This window comes from Bradyrhizobium canariense (genome assembly GCF_018130465.1).
Taxonomy (GTDB): domain Bacteria; phylum Pseudomonadota; class Alphaproteobacteria; order Rhizobiales; family Xanthobacteraceae; genus Bradyrhizobium; species Bradyrhizobium canariense_C.
Genome location: NZ_JAFCKJ010000002.1, coordinates 716,976 through 738,325, shown reverse-complemented (window position 1 = coordinate 738,325; position 21,350 = coordinate 716,976). Strand labels below are relative to the sequence as shown.

Annotated in this window: 20 protein-coding genes; 4 read left to right on the top strand and 16 right to left on the bottom strand. The window is 64.5% G+C overall.

Annotated features, from left to right (window positions below; translation table 11 throughout):
- Positions 1 to 3: 3 nt before the first annotated feature.
- From phoU to JQ591_RS07620, 9 genes are all read right to left on the bottom strand, one after another.
- Complete coding sequence (gene phoU / locus JQ591_RS07660) at positions 4 to 720, bottom strand: phosphate signaling complex protein PhoU (RefSeq protein ID WP_211395397.1); 717 nt, start codon at positions 718 to 720, stop codon at positions 4 to 6.
- 11 nt (positions 721 to 731) lie between these two features.
- Positions 732 to 1,553, bottom strand: coding sequence for a phosphate ABC transporter ATP-binding protein PstB (gene pstB / locus JQ591_RS07655; RefSeq protein WP_211395396.1), 822 nt, complete (start codon positions 1,551 to 1,553; stop codon positions 732 to 734).
- The gene (gene pstA / locus JQ591_RS07650) at positions 1,550 to 2,395 is read right to left on the bottom strand and encodes a phosphate ABC transporter permease PstA (protein WP_211395395.1); all 846 of its coding nucleotides are present in this window, start codon (positions 2,393 to 2,395) and stop codon (positions 1,550 to 1,552) included. The genes pstB and pstA overlap by 4 nt, the downstream gene beginning before the upstream one ends.
- Before the next feature lie 4 nt (positions 2,396 to 2,399).
- Positions 2,400 to 3,389, bottom strand: a complete 990-nt coding sequence (gene pstC / locus JQ591_RS07645) for a phosphate ABC transporter permease subunit PstC (protein ID WP_028148027.1) — start codon at positions 3,387 to 3,389, stop codon at positions 2,400 to 2,402.
- Positions 3,390 to 3,488: 99 nt separating this feature from the next.
- Positions 3,489 to 4,502 carry a phosphate ABC transporter substrate-binding protein PstS gene (pstS, locus tag JQ591_RS07640; RefSeq protein WP_211395394.1) on the bottom strand — a complete coding sequence of 338 codons (1,014 nt, stop codon included), beginning with the start codon at positions 4,500 to 4,502 and terminating at the stop codon, positions 3,489 to 3,491.
- A 143-nt stretch (positions 4,503 to 4,645) separates the two neighbouring features.
- The gene (locus tag JQ591_RS07635) at positions 4,646 to 5,944 is read right to left on the bottom strand and encodes an ATP-binding protein (RefSeq protein ID WP_211395393.1); all 1,299 of its coding nucleotides are present in this window, start codon (positions 5,942 to 5,944) and stop codon (positions 4,646 to 4,648) included.
- 73 nt (positions 5,945 to 6,017) lie between these two features.
- The gene (locus JQ591_RS07630; protein ID WP_211395392.1) at positions 6,018 to 7,073 is read right to left on the bottom strand and encodes a lysylphosphatidylglycerol synthase domain-containing protein; all 1,056 of its coding nucleotides are present in this window, start codon (positions 7,071 to 7,073) and stop codon (positions 6,018 to 6,020) included.
- A gap of 450 nt (positions 7,074 to 7,523) precedes the next feature.
- Positions 7,524 to 7,826 (bottom strand): hypothetical protein, encoded by a 303-nt coding sequence (locus JQ591_RS07625; protein WP_211395391.1) that lies wholly within the window; start codon positions 7,824 to 7,826, stop codon positions 7,524 to 7,526.
- A gap of 2 nt (positions 7,827 to 7,828) precedes the next feature.
- On the bottom strand, positions 7,829 to 9,223 hold the full coding sequence (locus JQ591_RS07620; protein WP_211395390.1) for an OmpA family protein: 1,395 nt from the start codon (positions 9,221 to 9,223) through the stop codon (positions 7,829 to 7,831).
- Positions 9,224 to 9,387: 164 nt separating this feature from the next.
- On the opposite strand from JQ591_RS07620, the gene JQ591_RS07615 reads away from it, so the two are divergent.
- Positions 9,388 to 10,446 (top strand): polysaccharide deacetylase family protein, encoded by a 1,059-nt coding sequence (locus tag JQ591_RS07615; RefSeq protein ID WP_211395389.1) that lies wholly within the window; start codon positions 9,388 to 9,390, stop codon positions 10,444 to 10,446.
- A 124-nt stretch (positions 10,447 to 10,570) separates the two neighbouring features.
- A complete protein-coding gene (locus tag JQ591_RS07610) occupies positions 10,571 to 11,380 on the top strand; it encodes an SDR family oxidoreductase (protein ID WP_211395388.1) in 810 nt (269 codons plus the stop codon).
- Positions 11,381 to 11,565: 185 nt separating this feature from the next.
- Here JQ591_RS07610 and boxB read toward each other — a convergent pair whose 3' ends face one another.
- From boxB to JQ591_RS07585, 5 genes are all read right to left on the bottom strand, one after another.
- Positions 11,566 to 13,017 carry a benzoyl-CoA 2,3-epoxidase subunit BoxB gene (gene boxB, locus JQ591_RS07605; protein ID WP_211395387.1) on the bottom strand — a complete coding sequence of 484 codons (1,452 nt, stop codon included), beginning with the start codon at positions 13,015 to 13,017 and terminating at the stop codon, positions 11,566 to 11,568.
- 147 nt (positions 13,018 to 13,164) lie between these two features.
- Positions 13,165 to 14,853 (bottom strand): 2,3-epoxybenzoyl-CoA dihydrolase, encoded by a 1,689-nt coding sequence (gene boxC / locus JQ591_RS07600; protein ID WP_211395386.1) that lies wholly within the window; start codon positions 14,851 to 14,853, stop codon positions 13,165 to 13,167.
- A 119-nt stretch (positions 14,854 to 14,972) separates the two neighbouring features.
- The gene (locus JQ591_RS07595; protein ID WP_211395385.1) at positions 14,973 to 15,497 is read right to left on the bottom strand and encodes a DUF309 domain-containing protein; all 525 of its coding nucleotides are present in this window, start codon (positions 15,495 to 15,497) and stop codon (positions 14,973 to 14,975) included.
- Between the two features lie 18 nt (positions 15,498 to 15,515).
- Complete coding sequence (locus tag JQ591_RS07590) at positions 15,516 to 16,334, bottom strand: alpha/beta fold hydrolase (protein ID WP_211395384.1); 819 nt, start codon at positions 16,332 to 16,334, stop codon at positions 15,516 to 15,518.
- A gap of 137 nt (positions 16,335 to 16,471) precedes the next feature.
- A complete protein-coding gene (locus JQ591_RS07585; protein WP_211395383.1) occupies positions 16,472 to 18,013 on the bottom strand; it encodes a benzoate-CoA ligase family protein in 1,542 nt (513 codons plus the stop codon).
- 90 nt (positions 18,014 to 18,103) lie between these two features.
- Between JQ591_RS07585 and JQ591_RS07580 the strand changes: the two genes are divergently transcribed.
- Both JQ591_RS07580 and JQ591_RS07575 read left to right on the top strand, forming a co-directional pair.
- On the top strand, positions 18,104 to 19,045 hold the full coding sequence (locus tag JQ591_RS07580) for a helix-turn-helix transcriptional regulator (RefSeq protein ID WP_211395382.1): 942 nt from the start codon (positions 18,104 to 18,106) through the stop codon (positions 19,043 to 19,045).
- Between the two features lie 211 nt (positions 19,046 to 19,256).
- Positions 19,257 to 19,652, top strand: coding sequence for a group II truncated hemoglobin (locus JQ591_RS07575; protein ID WP_211395381.1), 396 nt, complete (start codon positions 19,257 to 19,259; stop codon positions 19,650 to 19,652).
- 40 nt (positions 19,653 to 19,692) lie between these two features.
- On the opposite strand, the gene JQ591_RS07570 is transcribed toward JQ591_RS07575, so the two are convergent.
- Positions 19,693 to 20,025, bottom strand: a complete 333-nt coding sequence (locus JQ591_RS07570) for a PRC-barrel domain-containing protein (RefSeq protein ID WP_211395380.1) — start codon at positions 20,023 to 20,025, stop codon at positions 19,693 to 19,695.
- A 494-nt stretch (positions 20,026 to 20,519) separates the two neighbouring features.
- A complete protein-coding gene (locus tag JQ591_RS07565; RefSeq protein ID WP_211395379.1) occupies positions 20,520 to 21,305 on the bottom strand; it encodes an IclR family transcriptional regulator domain-containing protein in 786 nt (261 codons plus the stop codon).
- Positions 21,306 to 21,350: the final 45 nt, after the last annotated feature.

Genomic DNA, 21,350 nt, shown 5'->3' with positions numbered 1-21,350 from the left:
TCCTTAAGTGTTCGGTAGCGTGTTGGCGAAGGTCGTCATGTCGCCCTTCGGCCGCTTGTCGGTGATCGCCTGGCCCTCGATCATGTAGAACACGGTCTCGGCGATGTTGGTGGCGTGGTCGCCGATCCGCTCGATGTTCTTGGCGCAGAACATCAAGTGGATGCAGAACGAGATGTTGCGCGGATCCTCCATCATGTAGGTGAGGAGCTCGCGGAACAACGAGGTGCAGATGGCGTCGACTTCCTCGTCGCCCTTCCACACCGCCATCGCCGCCGGCAAATCATGCGCGGCATAGGCGTCCAGCACCGACTTGACCTGCTGCTGCACGAGGTCGGTCATGTGCTCGAGGCCGCGGAACAGCTTGAGCGGATGGAAGTCCGTCTCCAGCGCCGCGACGCGCTTGCCCATGTTCTTGGCGAGGTCGCCGATGCGCTCGAGATCGGTTGCGACGCGCATGGCGCCGACGATCTCGCGCAGATCGACCGCCATCGGCTGGCGCCGGGCGATGGTGAGCACGGCGCGCTCCTCGATGCGCTTCTGCAGCGCGTCGAGCTCGATGTCGATGGTGACGACGCGCTGGCCGAGCGGGACGTCGCGGCGGATCAGCGCGTCGACGGAATCGACGATCATGCGCTCGGCGATGCCACCCATCTCGGCGACCAGGCGGGTGAGTTCCTGGAGGTCGGTGTCGAAGGCCTTTGCGGTATGTTCAGAACCCATGTCGCGTCTCCTCAGCCGAACCGGCCGGTGATGTAATCCTGCGTGCGCCGGTCGGTCGGCGACGTGAAGATCTTGCTGGTGTCGTCGAACTCGATCAGCTCGCCGAGATACATGAAGGCGGTCTTGTCGGAGACCCGCGCCGCCTGCTGCATGTTGTGGGTGACGATCGCGATCGTGTAGTCCTCGGACAGCTCCTGGATCAGCTCCTCGACCTTGGCGGTCGAGATCGGGTCGAGCGCCGAGCACGGCTCGTCGAACAGGATCACCTCGGGCCGCACCGCGACGGTGCGGGCGATGCAGAGGCGCTGTTGCTGGCCGCCGGAGAGCGACAGGCCGGAGGCGTTGAGCTTGTCCTTGACCTCGTTCCACAGCGCGCCGCCGCGCAGCGCCTTCTCGACGCGGCCGTCCATCTCGGACTTCGAGATCTTCTCATAGAGACGGATGCCGAACGCGATGTTCTCGTAGATCGTCATCGGGAACGGCGTCGGCTTCTGGAACACCATGCCGACGCGGGCGCGCAGCAGGTTGAGGTCCAGCCTGGGGTCGAGGATGTTGGTCTGGTCGAGCATGAGCTGACCGGTGGCGCGCTGGCCGGGATAGAGGTCGTACATCCGGTTGAAGATGCGCAGCAGGGTCGACTTGCCGCAGCCCGACGGACCGATGAACGCCGTGACGCGGTTGGCGCCGAGCGTCAGGTTGATGTTCTTCAGCGCGTGGTGCTCGCCGTAATAGAAATTCAGGTTGCGCACGGTCACCTTGGGGGGCGCCTCCGGCAGCACCGCCGCGTGGGGCAGGCCACCGGCCGCGCTCATCGATACGGAAAGATCACTCATTTTGCGGTCCTCTCGGCGCCAAGGATGCGCGCGCCAATATTAAGAGCAAGAACGGTCAGGGTGATGAGCAGCGCCCCGCTCCAGGCCAACTGCTTCCAGTAGGCGTAGGGGCTCTGCACGAAGTTGTTGATGGTGACCGGCAGGTTCGCCATCGTCTTGTTGAGGCTGAGGCTGAAGAACTGGTTCGACAGCGCGGTGAACAGCAGCGGCGCGGTCTCACCGGCAACGCGGGCGGTGGCGAGCAGCACGCCGGTGATGAGGCCGGAGCGCGCGGCGCGGTAAGCGATCCGCTTGATCACCAGCGAACGCGGCAGGCCGAGCGCCGAGGCCGCCTCGCGCAACGCGTTCGGCACCAGCAGCAGCATGTCCTCGGTCGTGCGCAGCACCACCGGGATGACGATGACCGCGAGCGCGAGCGAGCCTGCGATCGCCGAGAAGCCGCGCATCGGCACCACCACCGCGCCGTAGATGAACAGGCCGATGATAATCGAGGGCGCCGAGAGCAGGATGTCGTTGATGAAGCGGATCACCGAGGTCAGCCGGTCATTGCGGCCGTATTCGGCGAGATAGGTGCCGGCGAACATGCCGAGCGGCGCGCCGATGCCGACGCCGATCACGGTCATGATCAGCGAGCCGACGATGGCGTTGAGCAGACCGCCCTCGTTCGATCCGGGTGGCGGCGTGTTCTCGGTGAACAGCTGGACATTGAGGCCCGCCAGGCCGTTGTAGAGCAGCGTGATCAGGATCAGCGCGAGCCAGGTGACGCCGAAGGCGGTTGCGGCGATGCAGAGCCCGCGGACGACGATGTCCTTGCGGCGGCGGCGTGAATAGATCGGATTCATGGCGTCAATTCCCCGCCTTCTTTTCCAGCCGCATTAGCATCAGCCGCGCCGCTGCGAGCACGAAGAACGTCAGCACGAACAGCAGGAGGCCGAGCAGGATCAGGCCGGACTGGTGCAGGCCGTCGCTCTCGGCGAACTCGGATGCGATCGCCGCCGAGATCGTGGTGCCCGGGGCGAAGATCGACGACGAGATCCGGAACGAGTTGCCGATGATGAAGGTCACCGCCATGGTCTCGCCGAGCGCGCGGCCCAGCGCCAGCATGACGCCGCCGATGACGCCGACGCGGGTGTAGGGGATCACCACGCTGCGGACGACTTCCCAGGTGGTGCACCCGACGCCGTAGGCGGCTTCCTTCAGGACCGGAGGCACCGTCTTGAACACGTCGACCGAGATCGAGGTGATGAAGGGCAGCACCATGATGGCGAGGATCAGCGCGGCATTGAACAGGCTGAGATAGGACGGGGGACCTGCGAAGATCGCGCCCAGTACGGGAACGCCGTCGAAGATCTTGATCATGAAGGGCTGGAACGTGTTGGCCAGGAACGGGCCGAGCACGAAGAAGCCCCACATGCCGTAGATGATCGAGGGGATGCCGGCGAGCAGCTCGATCGCCATGCCGATCGGGCGGCGCAGCCATTGCGGGCAGAGCTCGGTGAGGAAGATCGCAATGCCGAGACCCACGGGAATGGCGATCAGCATCGCGATGAAGGAGGTGACGAGCGTGCCGTACATCGGCCCGAGCGCGCCGAGCACCGGCGGATCGGCGGACGGCGCCCAGCGCTGCGTCCACAGGAAGGAGAGGCCGTATTCCTTCATCGCCGGAAAGGCGCCGACGATCAGCGAAATGATGATGCCGCCGAGGATCAGAAGCACCGAGATCGCGGAGAGCCGCGTGATCCAGTAGAAGGTGACGTCGCCGAGCTTGAACGCGCTCAAGGCCTTGGCGCGATCATACGGTCCGGCGTCGTCGATTACATCGCTCTGAACGGCCATCTCTGCCACGCCGATCCCCTGTACTAAAATAGTATACGTTTTTTGTTGGTCCGTGCCCCGGATGCGGCGCAGCGCATCCGGGGCACGAGCGTCGCGAGCCTAGCTCTTGATCTCGGCAGCCCAGGTCTTCTCGATCAGCTGAACGACCGGGTCCGGCATCGGGATGTAGTCGAGCTCTTCAGCCGCCTTGCCGCCGCTCTTGAAGGCCCAGCGGAAGAACTTGATGGCTTCCTGCGAGGCCGCCTTGTCGGTGGCGTCCTTGTGCATGAGGATGAAGGTCGCCGCCGTGATCGGCCAGGACTTCTCGCCGGGCTGGTCGGTCAGGATGACGTAGTAGCCGGGAGCCTTGGCCCAGTCGGCGTTGGAGGCGGCCGCCTGGAAGGCTTCGACGGTGGGCTGCACCGCCTTGCCGGCCTTGTTGACGAGACCGGTGTAGGTCAGCTTGTTCTGCTTGGCATAGGCGTACTCGACGTAGCCGATCGAGTTCTTGGTCTGGCTGATGTTGCCCGACACGCCTTCGTTGCCCTTGGCGCCGACGCCGACCGGCCACTCGACGGCGGTACCTTCACCGACCTTGCTCTTCCAGTCCGCGCTGGCCTTGGCGAGGTAGTTGGTGAAGTTGAACGTGGTGCCCGAACCGTCCGAACGGCGGACCACGGTGATCGCTTCCGAGGGCAGCTTCAGGTTCGGGTTGAGCTTCTTGATCGCGGCGTCGTCCCATTTGGTGATCTTGCCGAGATAGATGCTGGCCAGCGTCTCGCCGTCGAACACCATCTCACCGGGCTTCACGCCCTCGATGTTGACGACGGGAACGATGGCGCCCATCACCATCGGCCACTGGACGAGGCCGTCCTTCTCGAGCTGCTCGGCCTTGAGCGGCGCGTCGCTGGCGCCGAAGGTCACGGTCTTGGCCTGGATCTGCTTGATGCCGCCGCCGGAGCCGATCGACTGGTAGTTCAGACCGTTGCCGGTCTCCTTCTTGTAGGCGTCAGCCCATTTGGAATAGATCGGGAACGGGAACGTCGCACCGGCACCGGTGATGTCGGCAGCAAAGGCCGTCGTCGTCGCTGCGGCGACCAAGCCAGCAGCAACGAGTGTTTTGAGGAAATTCATGGTGGTCTCCATACAGGGGAGCGAAGCGCCATCCGCGCCCGATCGCGCTCCCCGTGCCGCCCCTTTAGGAGCGGACAGCTGAGCTTTTACGAAGGTTTCGTGACAGTCGGATGACAGGATTAAGCAATTGAAATTGCTGGACTTTAACTCAGAGCCGCAGGCTTGCTCTGGGGGAAGCAGGCGGTGAAAGTGGCGCCCTGCCGGGGCACGCTTTCGATCAAAAGCCGGCCGCGATGGCGGTTAAGGATATGTTTCACCAGCGATAATCCGAGGCCGGTGCCGCCCTGCGAGCGGCTGTCGCCGACATCGACCCGGTAGAAGCGCTCGGTCAGCCGCGGCAAATGTTCCGGCGCGATGCCGGGGCCGAAATCCCGGACCAGGACCCGGATTTCCGGAGTTCCATCAGGGGCGGGACCGGACGTCAGCGACACGATGACGCGTCCGCCCGAGGCGCCGTATTTGAGCGCGTTCTCGATCAAATTCTCGAACAGGCGGAGCAGCTCCTCGCGGTCGCCCGCGATCATCACCGGGGTCTCGGGCAGATGGGTCTCGACCTCGACCTGGCGTTCCCGCGCCAGCGGCTCGAGCCCGTCGGCGACCTGGAAGATGATCGGCAGCAGGTCGACTAGGGTGTCGGGCCGCACATGGGCCGACAGTTCCACCCGCGACAGCGACAAGAGATCGTCGATCAGGCGTGCCATCCGGGTGGCCTGGTTGTGCATGATGCCGAGGAAGCGCTCGCGCGCCTTGGGATCGTCCTTGGCCTGGCCCTGGAGCGTGTCGATGAAGCCGGACAGCGCGGCCAGCGGCGTGCGCAGCTCGTGGCTGGCATTGGCGACGAAATCGGCCCGCATCTCCTCGACCCGGCGCAGCGGCGTCTGATCGTGGAAGGTCATCAGCATGCATTTGTCGGCGCCGCCAAAGGTGGTCGGCACCGGCACCGGCGTGATGGTCAGCTCCATCCAGCGATCGACCGGGACATGGTCGAGATAGGTCGCGCGCCGCGGCTCGGTGGTCGCGATCGACTCGCGCAGCGCCGTGATGATCTCGGGCGAGCGCAGCGCGAACTGGGCGAGCTCGTTCCGGCGCAGCGCCGGCGCGAGCTGGGCGGCCGCAGCGTTGAGATGGATGACGCGGCCGGCGCGGTCGAGCAGCACCGCCGGATCGGGCATGCCGGCGACGACCGCGGCCACCGCCGCGCTCTCGACCGGGTTGACGCGGCGGGTGTCCTCGCGCGAGGCGGCGGTATCATGCAGGCGCCACGGGATCAGCGCCGCAGCGGCGATGCAGAGGAACACCACAACAGCATGCAGCGCCGACAATTCACCAAGCGAAACCACCACCGACAGCGCGAGCGCCGCGGCGATCAGGATGATGGTCGAGTGCCGCAGCCGGTCGGACCAGGGCTGGGCCGTGGGAGACGATGGGGCGTCGATCGCCATCGGGGCGGGCTTCTCCTGCGGACTCTTGGACTCTAGGCTTGGGTTCAAGGCCTGGACTCAAGGCTTGCGCCGGTCAGGCGCCGCTGTCGCTGCGCTCTCTCACATAGGCGGCTTCACGCGCCGGGCCGGGGTCGAGCTTGAGCGCGGCCTGCTGCAAGCGCTTCGATCGTGCGCCGATGATAACTTCGCGAAACGTCAGCAAGATTACAGATATGACGAAAGGGGACAAATAATAGAGGACGCGGAACAGCAGCATCCCGCCCAGCAGCTCCTCCCGGTCCATCTGCCAGAGGCCGACCAGCATGGCGGCGTCGAACACGCCAAGGCCCCCGGGCGAATGGCTGGCAAAGCCGAGCAGCGTGGCCGAGACGAAGATCACCGCGACCACCACGAAGCCGAGATTGGGCTCGTCCGGAACCAGCACGTACATCGCGAGCGCGCAGAAGCCGAGATCGATGATGCCGATCGCGATCTGGAGCAGCGTCAGCGGGCCGCCCGGCAGCATCACGGTCCATGGCCCGCGGCCGACCATCCGCGGCTGGGTCCAGACCCAGACCACGTAGGCGACCAGCCCGACGATGATCATCATCGCCAGCGTCCGGTTCAGCCAGGGCGGAAGCATGTCGATCGAGGCCGCGGCCTCCGGATGATAGGAGATGCCGAGGCCCAGCACCGCAGCATTGCCGAGCCAGAAGGTCAGGCCGGCGAGGAAACAGATTTTTGCGACGTCGATCGCGTTCAGGCCGTAGGCCGAATAGATACGGTAGCGCACCGCGCCGCCGGTGAAGACGCTGGCGCCGACATTATGGCCGATCGAATAGCTGGTGAAGGCGGCGAGCGCGTTGATGCGATAGGGCACGTGGGCGTGGCCGATCGCGCGCACGGCGAACAGGTCGTAGAAGGTCAGCGTGAAATAGCCCGCGGCGACGAACAGCGCCGCCATCGCAATCTGGCTCGGCTCGGTGCTCTTGATCGCTTCGACGACCTCGTTGACATCGATACCGCGCAGCATGTGGTAGAGCACATAGCAAGCGATGCCGATGACCGCGACGCTGATCACAACTCCAAGCTTATGCAGGATTTGCTTCTGGCGCAGAAACGACATCGCCCTGCGTATGGCTTCCAGCATCTAAACCTCGAACAACGCTTCAGCGGCCAGGGTGGCCGACGAACAGGCGGACGACACGCAAACACCCGACGAACCCTCGCTGCCGGTCCCGGCATCGCGCATACCCGCTCTCCCTCCACTAGCGCGTTTCCGGGCGGAGTGGAATTCGGCAATTCGAACAAAAACTCGTGCCTTCAATATTTTAGGCAGGGTTGCGGGCTCCTGATGCACGGTTTGGCGCTTTCGGCGGCAAGACTGACGCGAATCTCCATGGCAATCCTGCGCAGTGGCCATGAAGTTTTGATGATTTCGACCGTACAATGTTCCGTCACGGCTTAAGCCGACGTCAATCTATGGGCCGCCCCCGCCTGTTGAAAGAGGGGTGACCGGAGCGATTGTTCACGGTTTTCGATGTGCCGAAAGGCCGCGCGGCCACGCCCCTGACTTCCGCAGTCAGGGTGCACGGCAACATCACAGAGCGGCAGGCGGCGCGGTGCGCGAGACCACCCGGTCGCGCAGCCAGGCGCCGATGGTGGCGCCGACGAGATAGCAGGCGAACATGATCAGGGCGAGGTCGAGCCAATAGCCGAAGCGGCCGGGGACCACATGCGCGAACGAGGCCGCGACCAGGCCGGCAGCAAGCACGGCGAGCCAGCGCGCGGTCACTTTCGAGGTGCCATTGCCGCGTTGGACCACCGAGATCCAGCCCATGCAAAAGCCGAGCAGCAGCGAGCCTATCAGCCAGCCCAGATGGAACGAGACGAGATAGGGCATCGTCACCTCACCAGAAATTCGATGCGGCGATTCTGCGCCTTGGCGTCTTCGCTGTCATTGCCGGCGACGGGCTGCGTGCTGCCGTAGCCGACCGCGGTGAAGCGGCTGGCAGGCAGGCCGGCCTTGACCAGATAGTCGATCACCGCCTGCGCGCGCTTCTCCGAGAGCGCCTGGTTGAAGGAATCTTCGCCGTCGGCATCGGTATGTCCGGCGACCTCGATATTGGTGGTGGGGCATCGCAGCGCCGTCTCGATCAGATGATCGAGAATACCGGCGGAATCCGGATCGATGTCGGCGCGCTTCGTCCCGAAGCGGATCTTGGCCTTGGCCAGCAGCTCCGAGAACAATTGCTGGCACACGGTACCGTCGACCGGCCCGGCCGCGGGTTTCACCGTGATTTCCGGCTTGTACTGCCAGTTTTTCGGGAAGTCCTTGCCGAGGCCTGAGCGGATGTCGTTGGCGGCACCTTCATAGAGCGCATCGCCCGACAGCTTGACCTCGCGGTCGGACACGACGAGCGTGCCGGTCGACAGTCGCGACAGCGCGCCGAGCGCTGCGACCACGGCGGGGTTGAAGGAGCCGGGCGCGCCGACGCTGGCCTTGAGATTGTCGACGACCTTTTCGTTGAAGAATTTCCGCGACGCGCTGGTGGCGATGGCCGCGTGGACATTGTTGTCGGGAACATAGCCGGTCAGCGTCACCGTCGCGGCGACCGGATCCTTGTAGGCCTGGAAGACGTAGGGCGGCGCCTTGACCTCGTTGGCGGCGATCGAAAAGCCCTCGGGCAGGTTTTTCAGCGCCGCTGCGACCGCTTCGCGGCCGCCGAGCTCGCGCGCCATGCCCGATAGATTGACCTTGGTGTCCGTTATCGTGATCTTGCCGTCCTTGAGCTTGCCGATCTGGTCGAGCAGCAGCATCGCAGCCGCCTCGAACCGCGGCGGTGCGCCGCGCGCCAAACCCATCTGATCGGCCACCTCGGTACCGCCGATCTCCTTGCGGGCCGCCTCGGCCAGGCGGCCCTTCATCGCCGGCAGGGGCGCGGAGCCTGACAGCGTCACCCGCACCACGTCGCGTTCGGCGTTCCAGACGAAGGGCTTTGCCTCGGGAACGAGGCGGGTCCGGTCGTCGACCAGGCGCACGCCGGGAACGGTCTCGACCGCCACAACAGCGTCGCGGCGCCCCTCCTCGGAAAACGCGTCCGCAGCCAGGCTGACGTCGCGGCCGTCAACCGCGATCCGGGTCTTGTCCAGAACGGTATCCTTTAGCGCCGCCGAGCTGCGGGCGGAAAGGTCCGCCTCGACCGGCAAAGTGTTATTCCAGGCCGCAAATCCCCACATGACGGCCAGGGGGATCAGCCCTGGCCACCATTTGCTGGCCCACCTGAAAAGCTTCTGCATTCGACGACCCGAACTCTGGAACCGGAGACAAAACAAACCCTTGGCGGGCTGTCAAACCGGAAATGACGCCCTTCCGAAGGCCATGCGTGGACAATTGGAATAACTTTTTCTTCAAGGGTTCTTCCGTAAGTTGAAGGTGGAATGCCAAAGTCCGCCAGCGGGTCATGAAACAACTTCGTAACAACGTCATCCGCGCCGGGCTGGAAGCACTCTATTTCAGCGGGGCGCACCATCTGTTGCGCCCGCTTTTGTCGGGCGTCGGCGCCATTTTCATGCTGCACCACGTGCGGCCGGCCCGCGACGCGGCGTTCCAGCCCAACAGGCATCTCGAAGTCACCCCCGAATTCCTGCGCGCGACGCTGTGCCATCTGCGCTCGCGCGAGATCGACATCGTCAGCATGGACGAGCTGCATGAGCGGCTGGTACAGCGCCGGTTCGACCGTCGCTTCGCCGCCTTCACGCTCGACGACGGCTATCGCGACAATCTCGATTTCGCGCTGCCGGTTCTGCGCGAATTTGACGCGCCTCTGGCGGTCTACGTCGCCAGCGATTTCGCCGAGGGCACGGGTCGGCTGTGGTGGGAGGCGCTGGAGGCGGTGATCGCCAAGGCCGAGCAGATCGAGATAACAATCGGCAATGCCGCGCTGCAGCTCGATGCGACGACGCCAGCCGCCAAGCAGGCGGCCTTCGACCGCCTGCACGACTGGTTGCGCGCATTGCCCGGCGAGCACGATCTCAAGCGCGAGATTGAGGCGCTCTGCGCGAAGTACGGCGTCGACATGGCCGCGCTGTGCCGCAGCCTCTGCCTGTCCTGGGACGAGGTGAAGACATTTGCCGCCGACCCCCTGGTCACGATCGGTGCGCATTCCGTCAGTCATTGCAATCTCGCCAAGCAAAGCGAAGAGATCGCCACGCAGGAGATGGCTGTGAGCCGCGCGCGGATCGAGCAGGCGCTCGGCCGCAACGTTCAACATCTTGCCTATCCCTATGGCGATCGCGAGGCGGCGGGCGAGCGTGAATTCGCTCTCGCTGCGACCGCTGGCTTCAAGACCGCGGTAACGACGCGGCCCGGGATGCTGTTCGCCGAAAACGCCGGCCACATGACCGCGCTGCCACGCGTCTCGCTCAACGGCAATTACCAGGACACGCGGATTTTGCCGGTGCTGACCTCGGGCGCCGCGACCGCGATGTGGAATGGCTTCCGCAGGATCGCGGCGGCTTAAATCTCTCCGTCTTCGCTGCCCGAACTCAGACGTCGTCCTGGCGAAAGCCAGGACGACGATGCGGCGCCTTCCTTGACTCCCCTCCCCTCCCCGCTCACAACCAGAGCAAACCAAGGGAGGCACCATGTTCAACGATCTGTTTTCGCTCAAAGGCCGCGTCGCGCTGGTGACCGGCGGTTCGCGCGGCATCGGCAAGATGATCGCGGCGGGATTTCTCAGCGCGGGTGCTGCGAAGGTCTACATCACCGCACGCAAGGCCGGGCCTTGCGAGGCGACCGCGAAGGAGCTCTCCGCACAATATGGCGGCGAATGCATCGCGCTGCCGATCGACATCTCGACGCTGGCCGGCGCCGAGCTGCTCGCGAGCGAATTCGGGAAGCGCGAGCAAAAACTCGACATCCTCGTCAACAATGCGGGAGCGGCCTGGGGCGCGGAGTTCGACGAGTTTCCTGAGAGCGGCTGGGACAAGGTGATGAACCTCAACGTCAAGGCGCCGTTCTTCCTGACCAAGGCGCTGGCGCCCACGCTGCGCGCGGCGGCATCGGCAGAGCGGCCGGCGAAAGTGATCAACATCGCCTCGATCGACGGCATCTTCGTCAATCCGAGCGAGACCTATTCCTACGCGGCGAGCAAGGCGGGGCTGATTCATTTGACGCGGCGCATGGCCGTGAAGCTGATCGGCGACCACGTCGTGGTCACCGCGATCGCGCCGGGTCCGTTCAAATCCGACATGAACCGCGCCGCGCGCGATCATGCCGACGAGGTCTCGACGCGCGTGCCCGCGGGCCGCATCGGCACCGACGAGGACATGGCGGGCGCCGCGATCTATCTCGCCTCGCGCGCGGGGGACTATGTGGTGGGCGCGACCATCGCGGTGGACGGCGGCATTGTCTATGCGAACCCGGGGATCAAGGGGAGCGGGTGGGATAGTTGAGGAACTGTGAGGGGGGGGCGACGACGTCACCTCACTCTCGCTGTCATGCCCCGGCTTGACCGGAGCATCCAGTACGCAGCGGCTTCTCGTTTATCTCTAACGCCTCTGCAATACTGGATCACCGGCTTTCGCGGGTGATGACAGTCTTCGATACGGCAACAGCCGACCCGCGTCAGGGGGTAGCCCTACGACTCGATCCTCACATACTCGAAATCGCCGGGCTTGTTGTCGATGCCGACTTTCGGCGGCGAGATCCAGGAGGCGAACTGGCCGGTCTCGGTGACCGGCTGCATCAGCGAGGTGATGAAGTCGCCGTCGGCGGTCGAGGGCAGCCATTCGTCCTTGCGCCTGGCCCAATTGGCGTCGTCGATCAACAGACCATCCGGCGTCGCGTGGATGCCCTTGAACTCGCCGATGTGGCGGTGGAAGGCGACGTTGGGCAGCTTGAGCTGAAACTGGTAGCCCGCGGTCGAGATCACCTTGTTCCAGCGCAGCATGCCCTTGACGCAATCCTGGCTGTAATCGTCGCGCAGGCGCATGTTGAGCGCGGTCAGCGCCGGCTCGTCGACCAGCTTGATCTCGCCGTCGATGAACTTCAGCACCGGATAGGTCGCGTTCTTGAGCTGATGATCGTCGTCGATCTGGGTCTCGTGATAGCGGCCCTTGATGCCGGTGTTGAAGGCGTTCGCCGCGTTGGTCGAGACTTCCGAGCCAAACAGATCGAGCGACAGCGTATAGTGCAGGTTCAGCTTCTTCTGGATGGTCGGCAGGTCGATCACACCGAGCGCGCGGACCTTCGCGATGTCGGTCGGATCGGTGATGCCGGCTTCGCGCATCGCATCGCAGGTGCGCTGCACGACGCGAGTGATGCCGGTCTCGCCGACGAACATGTGGTGCGCTTCCTCGGTCAACATGAAGCGGCAGGTGCGCGACAAGGGATCGAAGCCGGACTGCGCCAGCGAGTGCAGCTGCATCTTGCCGTCGCGGTCGGTGAAGTAGGTGAACATGAAGAAGGACAGCCAGTCCGGCGTCGCCTCGTTGAAGGCACCCAGCATGCGCGGCGAATCCGCGTCGCCCGAGCGGCGGCGCAACAAATCGTCAGCCTCTTCACGTCCGTCGCGACCAAAGTACTTTTGCAGCAGGTACACCATCGCCCAGAGGTGACGGCCTTCCTCGACATTGACCTGGAACAGATTGCGCATGTCGTACAGCGAGGGCGCGGTCTTACCGAGGTGGCGCTGCTGCTCGACCGAGGCAGGCTCGGTGTCGCCCTGGATCACGATCAGGCGGCGCAGCATGGCGCGATATTCGCCCGGGACTTCCTGCCAGGCCGGCTCGCCGAAATGCTCGCCGAACGGCACGACGCGATTCTCCTCCTGCGGCGCCAGGAGGATGCCCCAGCGATAGTCGGGCATGCGCACGTAGTCGAACTTGGCCCAGCCGCGCGGATCGACCGAATAGGCGGTGCGCAAGTACACCAGCGATTCCTGGAAGCCTTCCGGCCCCATGTCTTTCCACCAGTCCATGTAGCCGGGATGCCAGCCTTCCAGCGCCTTCAGCACCTGGCGGTCTTCGGCGAGATTGACGTTGTTCGGAATCTTGGTCGAGTAGTCGACGTTCATGATGTTCATGCTCATGGCCGTGCTCCTTGTTCGGTCTCGTGTCCCGGACGCAGTACGGCGCGAAGTGCTGCACTGCTGAGCCGGGACCTATTGCTTGGTCTGTATGGGTCCCGGTTCTGCGTCGCACCGCTTCGCGCTGCGCCGCGCCCGGGACACGAAAAACTACACCCGCGTCATATCGAATTTCGGCTTCTGGCCGCTGCCGTAGCGGCGCAGCGCGCCTTCCTCGCCGACAGCGTTCGGGCGCTGGAAGATCCAGTTCTGCCACGCGGTGAGGCGCGAGAAGATTTTTGATTCCATCGTCTCGGGCCCGACGAAGCGCAGGCTCGCTTCCATGCCGGTGAGACTGTCCGGCGAGAAGCTGGCGCGTTCCTCCAGGAACACGCGGACCTCGTCGTCCCAGTCGATGTCGTCGAGCGCGAAGGTGACGAGACCGAGCTCTTCCGCCTGCTCGGCGTCCAGCGCTGTGCCCATCGTGGCTTCCGCGCGTTCCACATCAGACGGATCGGCCTGGAAGCGCGACTGCAGTCGCGTCAGGCCATGGCTCATCGGATAGGGACCGAAGTTCATGGCCGAAAGCTCAATCGACGGCGGTGGGCGGTTGTCACCCTGGCGCGTGCCGATCAGCATGTAGGAGCGGTCGGCGGCGAAGACGAGCTCGGCGAGCGTGCCGGCGAAGCAGGAGCCGGGCTCGACCAGCGTCACCAGCGTGCGCGAGGTGACGTCGATGCGCTTCAGGACGCGCTTCCAGTAATGCCGGATTTCGTTGACCAGCCAGTGCGCCTTGTTGGCTTCGAGGAAGGCGTCGCAGGCGAGCACATGGGCGCGGTCGCCATGACTCTTGAACACCAGCATGGCGGTCTCGAGCTCGTTGATGCGCAGATGTAGGATCGCGTCGTCGAGTTCGCGCGCGACCTGGAGCGGCCAGAACGCGACACCCTGCGCCATCATGCCGTCGATGTCGGCAGGCGGCGCGGCTTCAGGCGCCTTGATCGAGATCGTGGCGGTGCGCGCAGCGCGGTCGATGTCGACGGTGACAAAGCCATAGCGCAGGCTGGTCTCGTCGATCACGCGCTTGAGCGGCGTCAGCGCGATGCCCTTGCCGCTGCCCTTGCGCTTCGAGTTGTCGGCGAATTCCCTGGCACGCTCGGCAACCTTGCCTTCAAGCTTGCTGTTCGGCGCGATCTCGTCGACCAGGCGCCATTGCACGGCGCGCTTGCCCTTCACGCCTTCTTCGATGGTGCAGAAGAAGTCGGCATGGTCGCGGCGCACCTTGCGCTTGTCGACCACACGCGTGAGGCCGCCGGTGCCCGGCAGCACCGCGAGCAGCGGCACTTCCGGCAGGGCAACGGCAGACGCGCCATCATCGGCGAGCATGATGTAGTCGGTGGCGAGCGCGAGCTCATAGCCGCCGCCGGCGGCCGAGCCGTTCACGACGGTGATGAAGCGCTGGCCGGAATTTTCCGACGAGTCTTCCATGCCGTTGCGGGTCTCGTTGGTGAACTTGCAGAAATTGACCTTGTGGGCGTGGGTGGAGCCGGCGAGCATGCGGATGTTGGCGCCGGCGCAGAACACGCGGTTCTTGGCCGAGCGCATCACCACGACCTTCACCTCGGGATGCTCGAAGCGCAGGCGCTGGACCACGTCGGCAAGCTCGATGTCGACGCCGAGATCGTAGGAATTGAGCTTGAGCAGATAGCCCTCGAACAGGCCGCCATTCTCGTCGACGTCCATGGTCAGGGTGGCGACGTCACCGTCGACCGCGAGCTTCCAGTGCCGGTAGCGGGACGGTTCGGTCTGGAAATCGATGAATGTCGCGCCGCCTGCGAGGCGCCGATCTTCCCCGGCCATGGGCCACCCTTAAGCTTGATTGTGCGTTTTGGCTGTCGCCTTAGATGCACAATAGTGCACATTTTCGAGCGCGTCCACCCCTTAAACGAGCGGACATGCATTTTGTTTCATACACGGAGTCAGGAGCGCACGATAGCGCCGAGTGCGATCCAGTCGGCCTTGGTGAGCTGGGCCCTGCCGAGCTTGGCCTGGAGCAGAGCCGTCAGCGCCGGAATCGGAAAGCTCTCGACAAAGCCGTCGCCAACCGGCGCCGCCTTGCGGGAGCTCAGCGAGCGCAACTCCCCAAGCGCGTCCCCGAACAGGCGCGCGGCCGAATGCGCCTTCTGCACGCGCAGCCGCAAATTGGCATTGGCGATGAGGATGCAGGCGCGCAGCAGAATGCGCTCGCGACCGTTCTGCGGCGCCGCGGCCCACACGGCTTCCAGCACCTCCCGCGATTCCCAGAAATAGCCGCGGTCGTTGAGCGCGAGCCCGTAGCGCAGCGCCGGATGGCGCGCCGGCACGTAACCGCGAAAGGCGGACGGCACCAGCGCCGTGGCAAGAGCGAGCGTCTCGTAATCGGCATCCAGCCCGGCGGCTTCGCCCGGCACATAGGCCCATTGCGGCCACGGCAGCGGGCCGCTCGCGTTCGAAGGCACATTCATAGATGTGCCTCCGCAGGATCATGCGGCGCGTCCCTGAAGTCCCTGATCGTCGCGCAGGGCCGCTTTTGCAAATTGCTCAATAGCGTCAAGCGTCGCCCCCGGCGCTTCACGATGCGGGGAATGTCCCGCGCCTGAAATGACTTTCAAATCTACCGGACAGTAACACTCTTCCTGGGCAATTTCGACCTGACGCAATGTCCCATATTGATCGTCCACGCCTTGCAGGACCATGACAGGGACACGGATATAGGCGAGAGACTCGGAAATATCCCAATCGCGGAACTTTGGGTCGAGCCAGGCGCCGTTCCAGCCCTGGAAGGCGTTGTCGACGTCGCTGTGCCAGCGCGCGAGCTTTGCCTTCAGGTCGGTGGTCTCGAAGGTGGTCTTGATCGCGGCGATGGATTTCAACGAGATGTCCTCGACGACGAAATGCGGAGCGATCAGCACGAGGCCGCTCAGGCGATGGTCCTGATGCGCGCCGGCATAGATCGTCGCGATCGAGGCGCCGTCGGAATGGCCGAGCAGCAGGCCACGCTTGAAGCCGATCGCATCGAGGATCTTCGGCAGCACGTCCAGCGCCTCGCGCTGCATGTAGTCGAGCGGCCGCGGCAACGCGACCTTGCTCGACTGGCCGTAGCCCGCGCGCGAATAGACGAAGATGCCGGCGGAGGTTGCCTGCTGGAGCTTCTCCGGGAAGTCGCCCCAGAGCCCGACCGAGCCGAGGCCTTCATGCAGCATGACGATGGTCGGCGCGTCCGCGGTTTGCGGCGCCAGCCATTTGTATTCGAGGCTGGCGTTGCCGATGCTGAGGAAGCCGGTGGGGGTGAGATTGGTCATGATGTCGTTCCATTCATTCCGTCATTCCGGACAACTCGCGAAGCGAGTTGATCCGGAATCTCGACATTGCAGTCCTTGCAGTCCATGGCTTGAGATTCCGGGTTCGCGCTTTGCGCGTCCCGGAATGACGGAGCCGCTCAATTCGCCCCGTCCCGCAGCTTGAACCGCTGGATCTTGCCCGTCGCCGTCTTCGGCAAGGAATCCACCACGTCGATCCAGCGCGGATATTTCCACGGGCCAATCTTCTGCTTGACGTGGTCCTTGAGTATCTCCTGCAAGTCCGTCGTGGTCGCACCGGGACGCAGCACGACAAAGGCCTTCGGCTTCAGCAGACCTTCCGGATCGGCTTCGGGCACGACGGCGGCCTCCAGCACGGCGGGATGCGTGATCAGCGCGCTCTCGACCTCGAAAGGCGAGACCCAGATGCCGGAGACCTTGAACATGTCGTCGGCGCGGCCGCAGAAGGTGTAGCGGCCCTCGGCATCCCTGACATATTTGTCGCCGGTGCGGGTCCACGGTCCCTCGAAGGTGCGGCGGCTCTTGTGGCGCTGGTTCCAGTAGCCCTCGCCGGCGGAAGGCGCATCGACCAGCAGCTCGCCGACCTCGCCGTCGGCGACGTCCTGTCCGGCCTCGTTGACAAGCCGCACCGCATAGCCCGGCACTGGCTTGCCGGAGGAGCCGTATTTGATGTCGCCGGGCGCGTTCGACAGGAAGATGTGCAACAGCTCGGTCGAGCCGACGCCGTCGAGGATGTCGACGCCAAAGCGCGCCTTCCAGCTGTTGCCGACGGATTCCGGCAGCGCCTCGCCGGCCGAGGTGCAGATGCGCAAGGCGCCGCCGCCGCGCTCGCCCTTCATCGCCTCGTCGTTGAGCATCGCCGCGAACAATGTCGGCACGCCGTAGAAGATCGACGGCTTGTAGCGGTTCATCAGGTCAAACATCCGCGCAGGCGTCGGGCGCTCGCTGTTCAGGATCGTGGTGGCGCCGACCGACATCGGGAAGGTCAGCGCATTGCCCAGGCCATAGGCGAAGAACAGCTTTGCGGCGGAGAGGCCGACATCGTTCTCGCGAATGCCGAGCACCTGGCTGGCATAGGTGTCGGCGGTCGCCTGCAAGTTCGAATGGATGTGGCGCACGCCCTTGGGCATGCCGGTCGAACCTGAGGAATACAGCCAGAACGCCGGCTCGTCGGGATGCGTCGCGGCGGTCGTGAACCGGTCGCTCTCGCCCGCGAGCTCTTCAGCCAGCTGCTTGTGGCCGTTCATCTTGGCGCCGGCCACGACGACATGCTCGAGATCCGGCATGCGGCCGACGACGTCCTTGATGACGGGATAGAGCGCTTCCGAGACGAACAGCACGCGGGCGCGGCAGTCCGCGAGGATGTAGGCGTATTGATCTGATGTCAGCAGCGTGTTGAGCGGCACCGGCACGATGCCGGCCCGGATCGCGCCGAGGAACACGACCGGAAAATCGACCGTATCCAGCATGATCATGGCCACGCGCTCTTCGCGGCGGACGCCGAGCCGGCGCAGCATGTTGGCGGCGCGCCGGGTCTCGCGCTGAAGCTCGCCATAGGTGAGACGGGAGACGGTGTCGTCGAACGCCAGCTTGTCGCCGCGTCCCTCCTCGACGTTCCGGTCGAGCAGCCAGGTCACCGCGTTATAGGATCCCTCGCTCACGGACTTCTCCCCTGAATTTAGAATTATAATTCATAGAAAGACACCGCATTGGCTTGCTGTCAATGCTATCAGGCATTATGTTTCATTTAAATGCGCCGCAGGACATCCGCTAAAGAAAAGTCCATGACCGACAGTCCCGACGCCGAATCCCGATTTCTCGAACAGCTCGGCCAGCGCGTGCGCACCATGCGCGCGCTACGCGGCATGTCGCGCAAAGTGCTCGCCAAGGTATCAGGAATTTCGGAACGCTACATCGCGCAGCTCGAAAGCGGCAAGGGCAACGTCTCGATCGTGCTGCTCCGCCGCGTCTCGGACGCGATGGGCGCGCATCTGGAGGACCTGCTTCCCTCAGCCGATCCGACCCCGGACTGGCAGATGTTTCGCGATCTCTTGCGCAAGGCGACGCCGGCGCAGATCGCGCAAGCCAAGGACCTGCTCACGGGCGGCAGCGCCTCCGCGCCGCGGCGCGCGCCGTTCTGCGGCATCGCGCTGATCGGCCTGCGCGGCGCCGGCAAATCGACGCTTGGGCGGATGCTGGCGAAGAAGGTCGGCTGGAGTTTTGTCGAGCTCAACAAGGAGGTCGAGCAGCAGAACGGCCTCTCGGTCGCCGAGATCATCGCGCTCTACGGCCAGGAAGGTTTTCGCCGCATGGAGCAGGCGGCGCTGCAACAGCTGCTCGCGCGCAACGAGCTGATGGTGCTGGCGACCGGCGGCGGCATCGTCTCGGAGCCTTTGACCTTCGACCAGATCCTGTCGTCGTTCTACACGATCTGGCTGAAGGCCGAGCCCGAGGAGCACATGGCCCGTGTCCGCCGCCAGGGCGATTTGCGCCCGATGGCCGACGACCGCTCCGCCATGGCGGAGCTGCGCAACATCCTGTTGAGCCGCGAGCCGCTGTATGCGCGCGCGACGGCGGTGGTGGACACGGCGGGACTTTCCGTCGATGCCGCTGCGGCGCGCCTGATCGACGCGGTACGGCCGGTGCTGCAAAACGAAGCGCGCAGCTTTGGTCTGCGCAGCGTGGCGCTGTAAGCGCGCCGAATCCTCCCTCTGCTGTCGTCCCGGCGAAGGCCGGGACCCATACCCCCAGGGAGCCGTCGTGGCGCGAGCTGGCAACCACGAGTCCTCGTCAAACTACCGCCTGTGGTTATGGGTCCCGGCCTTCGCCGGGACGACAGCGGGATTTGTGCGCGAGCTCCTAGGACAATATATCCGAGTCCAACAGCAGGCTTCAGGATGAACCATGACCGATAGCGATGTCGCAATCTCCATGTTCGAGCGTATCGGCGGCAGCGCCACGATCGATCGGCTGGTCGATCGTTTCTACGAGCGGATGGACACGCTGCCGGAGGCCCAAATGATCCGCGCGATGCACGCCGCCGATCTCGGCCTGATCAGGGACGTGCTGAAGCGCTATCTCGCCGAATGGACCGGCGGCCCGAAACTCTACTCGGTCGAGAAGGGCCATCCACGGCTGCGCCAGCGCCACCTCGGCTTTGCCATCGGCGATGCCGAGCGCGACGCGTGGATGCTCTGCATGCGCGGCGCGCTGGAGGAAACGGTTGTGGATGCTGCCGCGCGGCAGGACCTCGACAAGGCGTTGTCCGGTCTCGCCGACTGGATGCGCAATCGGACGTGACGCTGCTCACCGGGGGCGTAACCGCGTACTTCTGACGCGGCTAGACCGACCAGTAATTCGGGTGCTGGTAGGGTCGCGAGCGGTCGCCCCAGTCGAACTCGTCGCCGTCGAACTCGCAGGGGCCGCTGCCCAATTGCGCCGGCGTCAGCTCGACCTGGAAGGCCTGACGACCCGGATCATATTTCAGCGCGCTCCACTGCACCGGATAATGGTGATGAGTACCGAGCAGCCCGCCGGTCTTGATCACGGCGTAGGCGACCGTTCCGCTCACCTTGTCGAGCATCAACCGCTCGATCGTGCCGAGCTTCGTGCCGTCACAACCATAGACGACGACGTGCTGCACACGATCACTGGGAACCATGGTGTGTTGCATGGCGTGCTCCCTAGTCTTGTGTGGAGCGCATTATAGCACAGACGGCGGAATGTAGGGTGGGTTAGCGTCAGCGTAACCCACCTCTTTGGGTCCCGCGGTGCGAAAAGTGGTGGGTTACGCCGAGCGACTACGCTTCGCGCAGCCGCATGGCTAACCCACCCTACGCTTACTGCCGCGCGGATGGCTTTCCAAACACGGCGCGGTACCAGTATTTCCGTGGATCGCGGAACCAGACACGATTTTTGGCCGTCTCGAATTTTGCCAATTGCTTCATGTCGACGCCATAGCGATGGCAGAGTGCGAGAAGCTGCCAGAGATCGTCCTTTCCTGGCCGCCGTTTCAATCGAACAACCAGACCCGGTTGCCATCACCCTCGCAACTCTGCACGCAGGGGATTCGCGTCAACCATTCAAAGAACGCTCTCTCATCGCTCAGATGATAGAACTCCACACCCGTATCCACAGCGTCAGAAGCGGTGTGCCTGCCGCCATTCGTCACAGCAGCCTGTCCTTCACATTCGCCGCACCGTCACGCAGCAGCAGCAAAAATCGCTCGATCAGCTCCTGCGCCGGCACCCGGTCGACATGGGCGCCCATGTTGATGGCGGCGACGATCACGCCGTCGTAGCGGCGGACGGGGACCGAGATCGAGCGGAAATGCGGCTCGGCCTCGCGGTCGACCAGCGAATAGCCCTGCGCGCGGTCGGCGACGATGCGCGCGAGCAATGCCTTGGGATCGGTCTCCGTCTGCGGCGTCAGCGCCTCGCGCTTCATCGCTTTCAGACGCGCAGCAAGCTCGGCATCGTTGAGTTGGCCGAGCATGGCGCGGCCGACCGAGGTGCAGAAGGCCGGCAGGCGGTAGCCGATTTCCAGCCCACCTGAAAACATCCGCGCCGGACTGCTACGCGCGATGAACACGACCTCATCGCCGTCGAGCACCGCGAGCGAGGAGATTTCGTTAGCCGCTGTCGCGACGCGGTCGAGCACCGGTTGCAGGACCGTGACGAGTTGGCTGGACCGCAGATACGACGCGGCCAGCGTCAGCACATGTGGCGTCAGCGAGAACAGCTTGCCGTCACCACTGACGAAGCCGCCGCGCTGGAGCGTGAACAGCATGCGCCGCGCGGTGGCACGCGGAAGATCGGCGGCACGGGCGAGATCGCTGAGCGTCATCGGGCCGGGCGTGGTGCCGAAACATTGCAGCAGCCGCAGCCCGCGATCGAGGCTCTCGACGAAATCCGTCGCGCGTTCGTCGCTCTCGCTTCGCTTCAGCTTGGGCATGGGCTCGGGACATTCCTGCAAAATAGTGCTTGCTGCCGGATCAAG

Excerpts from the sequence above, each read along its gene's own strand:
- JQ591_RS07635 (WP_211395393.1), bottom strand. The coding sequence starts at position 5,944 with ATGGCGATCGACGCCCCATCGTCTCCCACGGCCCAGCCCTGGTCCGAC.
- JQ591_RS07625 (WP_211395391.1), bottom strand. The coding sequence starts at position 7,826 with ATGCCCTATCTCGTCTCGTTCCATCTGGGCTGGCTGATAGGCTCGCTG.
- JQ591_RS07570 (WP_211395380.1), bottom strand. The coding sequence starts at position 20,025 with ATGCAACACACCATGGTTCCCAGTGATCGTGTGCAGCACGTCGTCGTC.
- pstS (WP_211395394.1), bottom strand. The coding sequence starts at position 4,502 with ATGAATTTCCTCAAAACACTCGTTGCTGCTGGCTTGGTCGCCGCAGCG.
- JQ591_RS07615 (WP_211395389.1), top strand. The coding sequence starts at position 9,388 with ATGAAACAACTTCGTAACAACGTCATCCGCGCCGGGCTGGAAGCACTC.
- boxC (WP_211395386.1), bottom strand. The coding sequence starts at position 14,853 with ATGGCCGGGGAAGATCGGCGCCTCGCAGGCGGCGCGACATTCATCGAT.
- phoU (WP_211395397.1), bottom strand. The coding sequence starts at position 720 with ATGGGTTCTGAACATACCGCAAAGGCCTTCGACACCGACCTCCAGGAA.
- JQ591_RS07590 (WP_211395384.1), bottom strand. The coding sequence starts at position 16,334 with ATGACCAATCTCACCCCCACCGGCTTCCTCAGCATCGGCAACGCCAGC.
- JQ591_RS07620 (WP_211395390.1), bottom strand. The coding sequence starts at position 9,223 with ATGCAGAAGCTTTTCAGGTGGGCCAGCAAATGGTGGCCAGGGCTGATC.
- boxB (WP_211395387.1), bottom strand. The coding sequence starts at position 13,017 with ATGAGCATGAACATCATGAACGTCGACTACTCGACCAAGATTCCGAAC.
- JQ591_RS07630 (WP_211395392.1), bottom strand. The coding sequence starts at position 7,073 with ATGCTGGAAGCCATACGCAGGGCGATGTCGTTTCTGCGCCAGAAGCAA.
- JQ591_RS07595 (WP_211395385.1), bottom strand. The coding sequence starts at position 15,497 with ATGAATGTGCCTTCGAACGCGAGCGGCCCGCTGCCGTGGCCGCAATGG.
- pstC (WP_028148027.1), bottom strand. The coding sequence starts at position 3,389 with ATGGCCGTTCAGAGCGATGTAATCGACGACGCCGGACCGTATGATCGC.
- JQ591_RS07610 (WP_211395388.1), top strand. The coding sequence starts at position 10,571 with ATGTTCAACGATCTGTTTTCGCTCAAAGGCCGCGTCGCGCTGGTGACC.
- pstA (WP_211395395.1), bottom strand. The coding sequence starts at position 2,395 with ATGAATCCGATCTATTCACGCCGCCGCCGCAAGGACATCGTCGTCCGC.
- JQ591_RS07565 (WP_211395379.1), bottom strand. The coding sequence starts at position 21,305 with ATGCCCAAGCTGAAGCGAAGCGAGAGCGACGAACGCGCGACGGATTTC.
- JQ591_RS07580 (WP_211395382.1), top strand. The coding sequence starts at position 18,104 with ATGCGCCGCAGGACATCCGCTAAAGAAAAGTCCATGACCGACAGTCCC.
- JQ591_RS07575 (WP_211395381.1), top strand. The coding sequence starts at position 19,257 with ATGACCGATAGCGATGTCGCAATCTCCATGTTCGAGCGTATCGGCGGC.
- pstB (WP_211395396.1), bottom strand. The coding sequence starts at position 1,553 with ATGAGTGATCTTTCCGTATCGATGAGCGCGGCCGGTGGCCTGCCCCAC.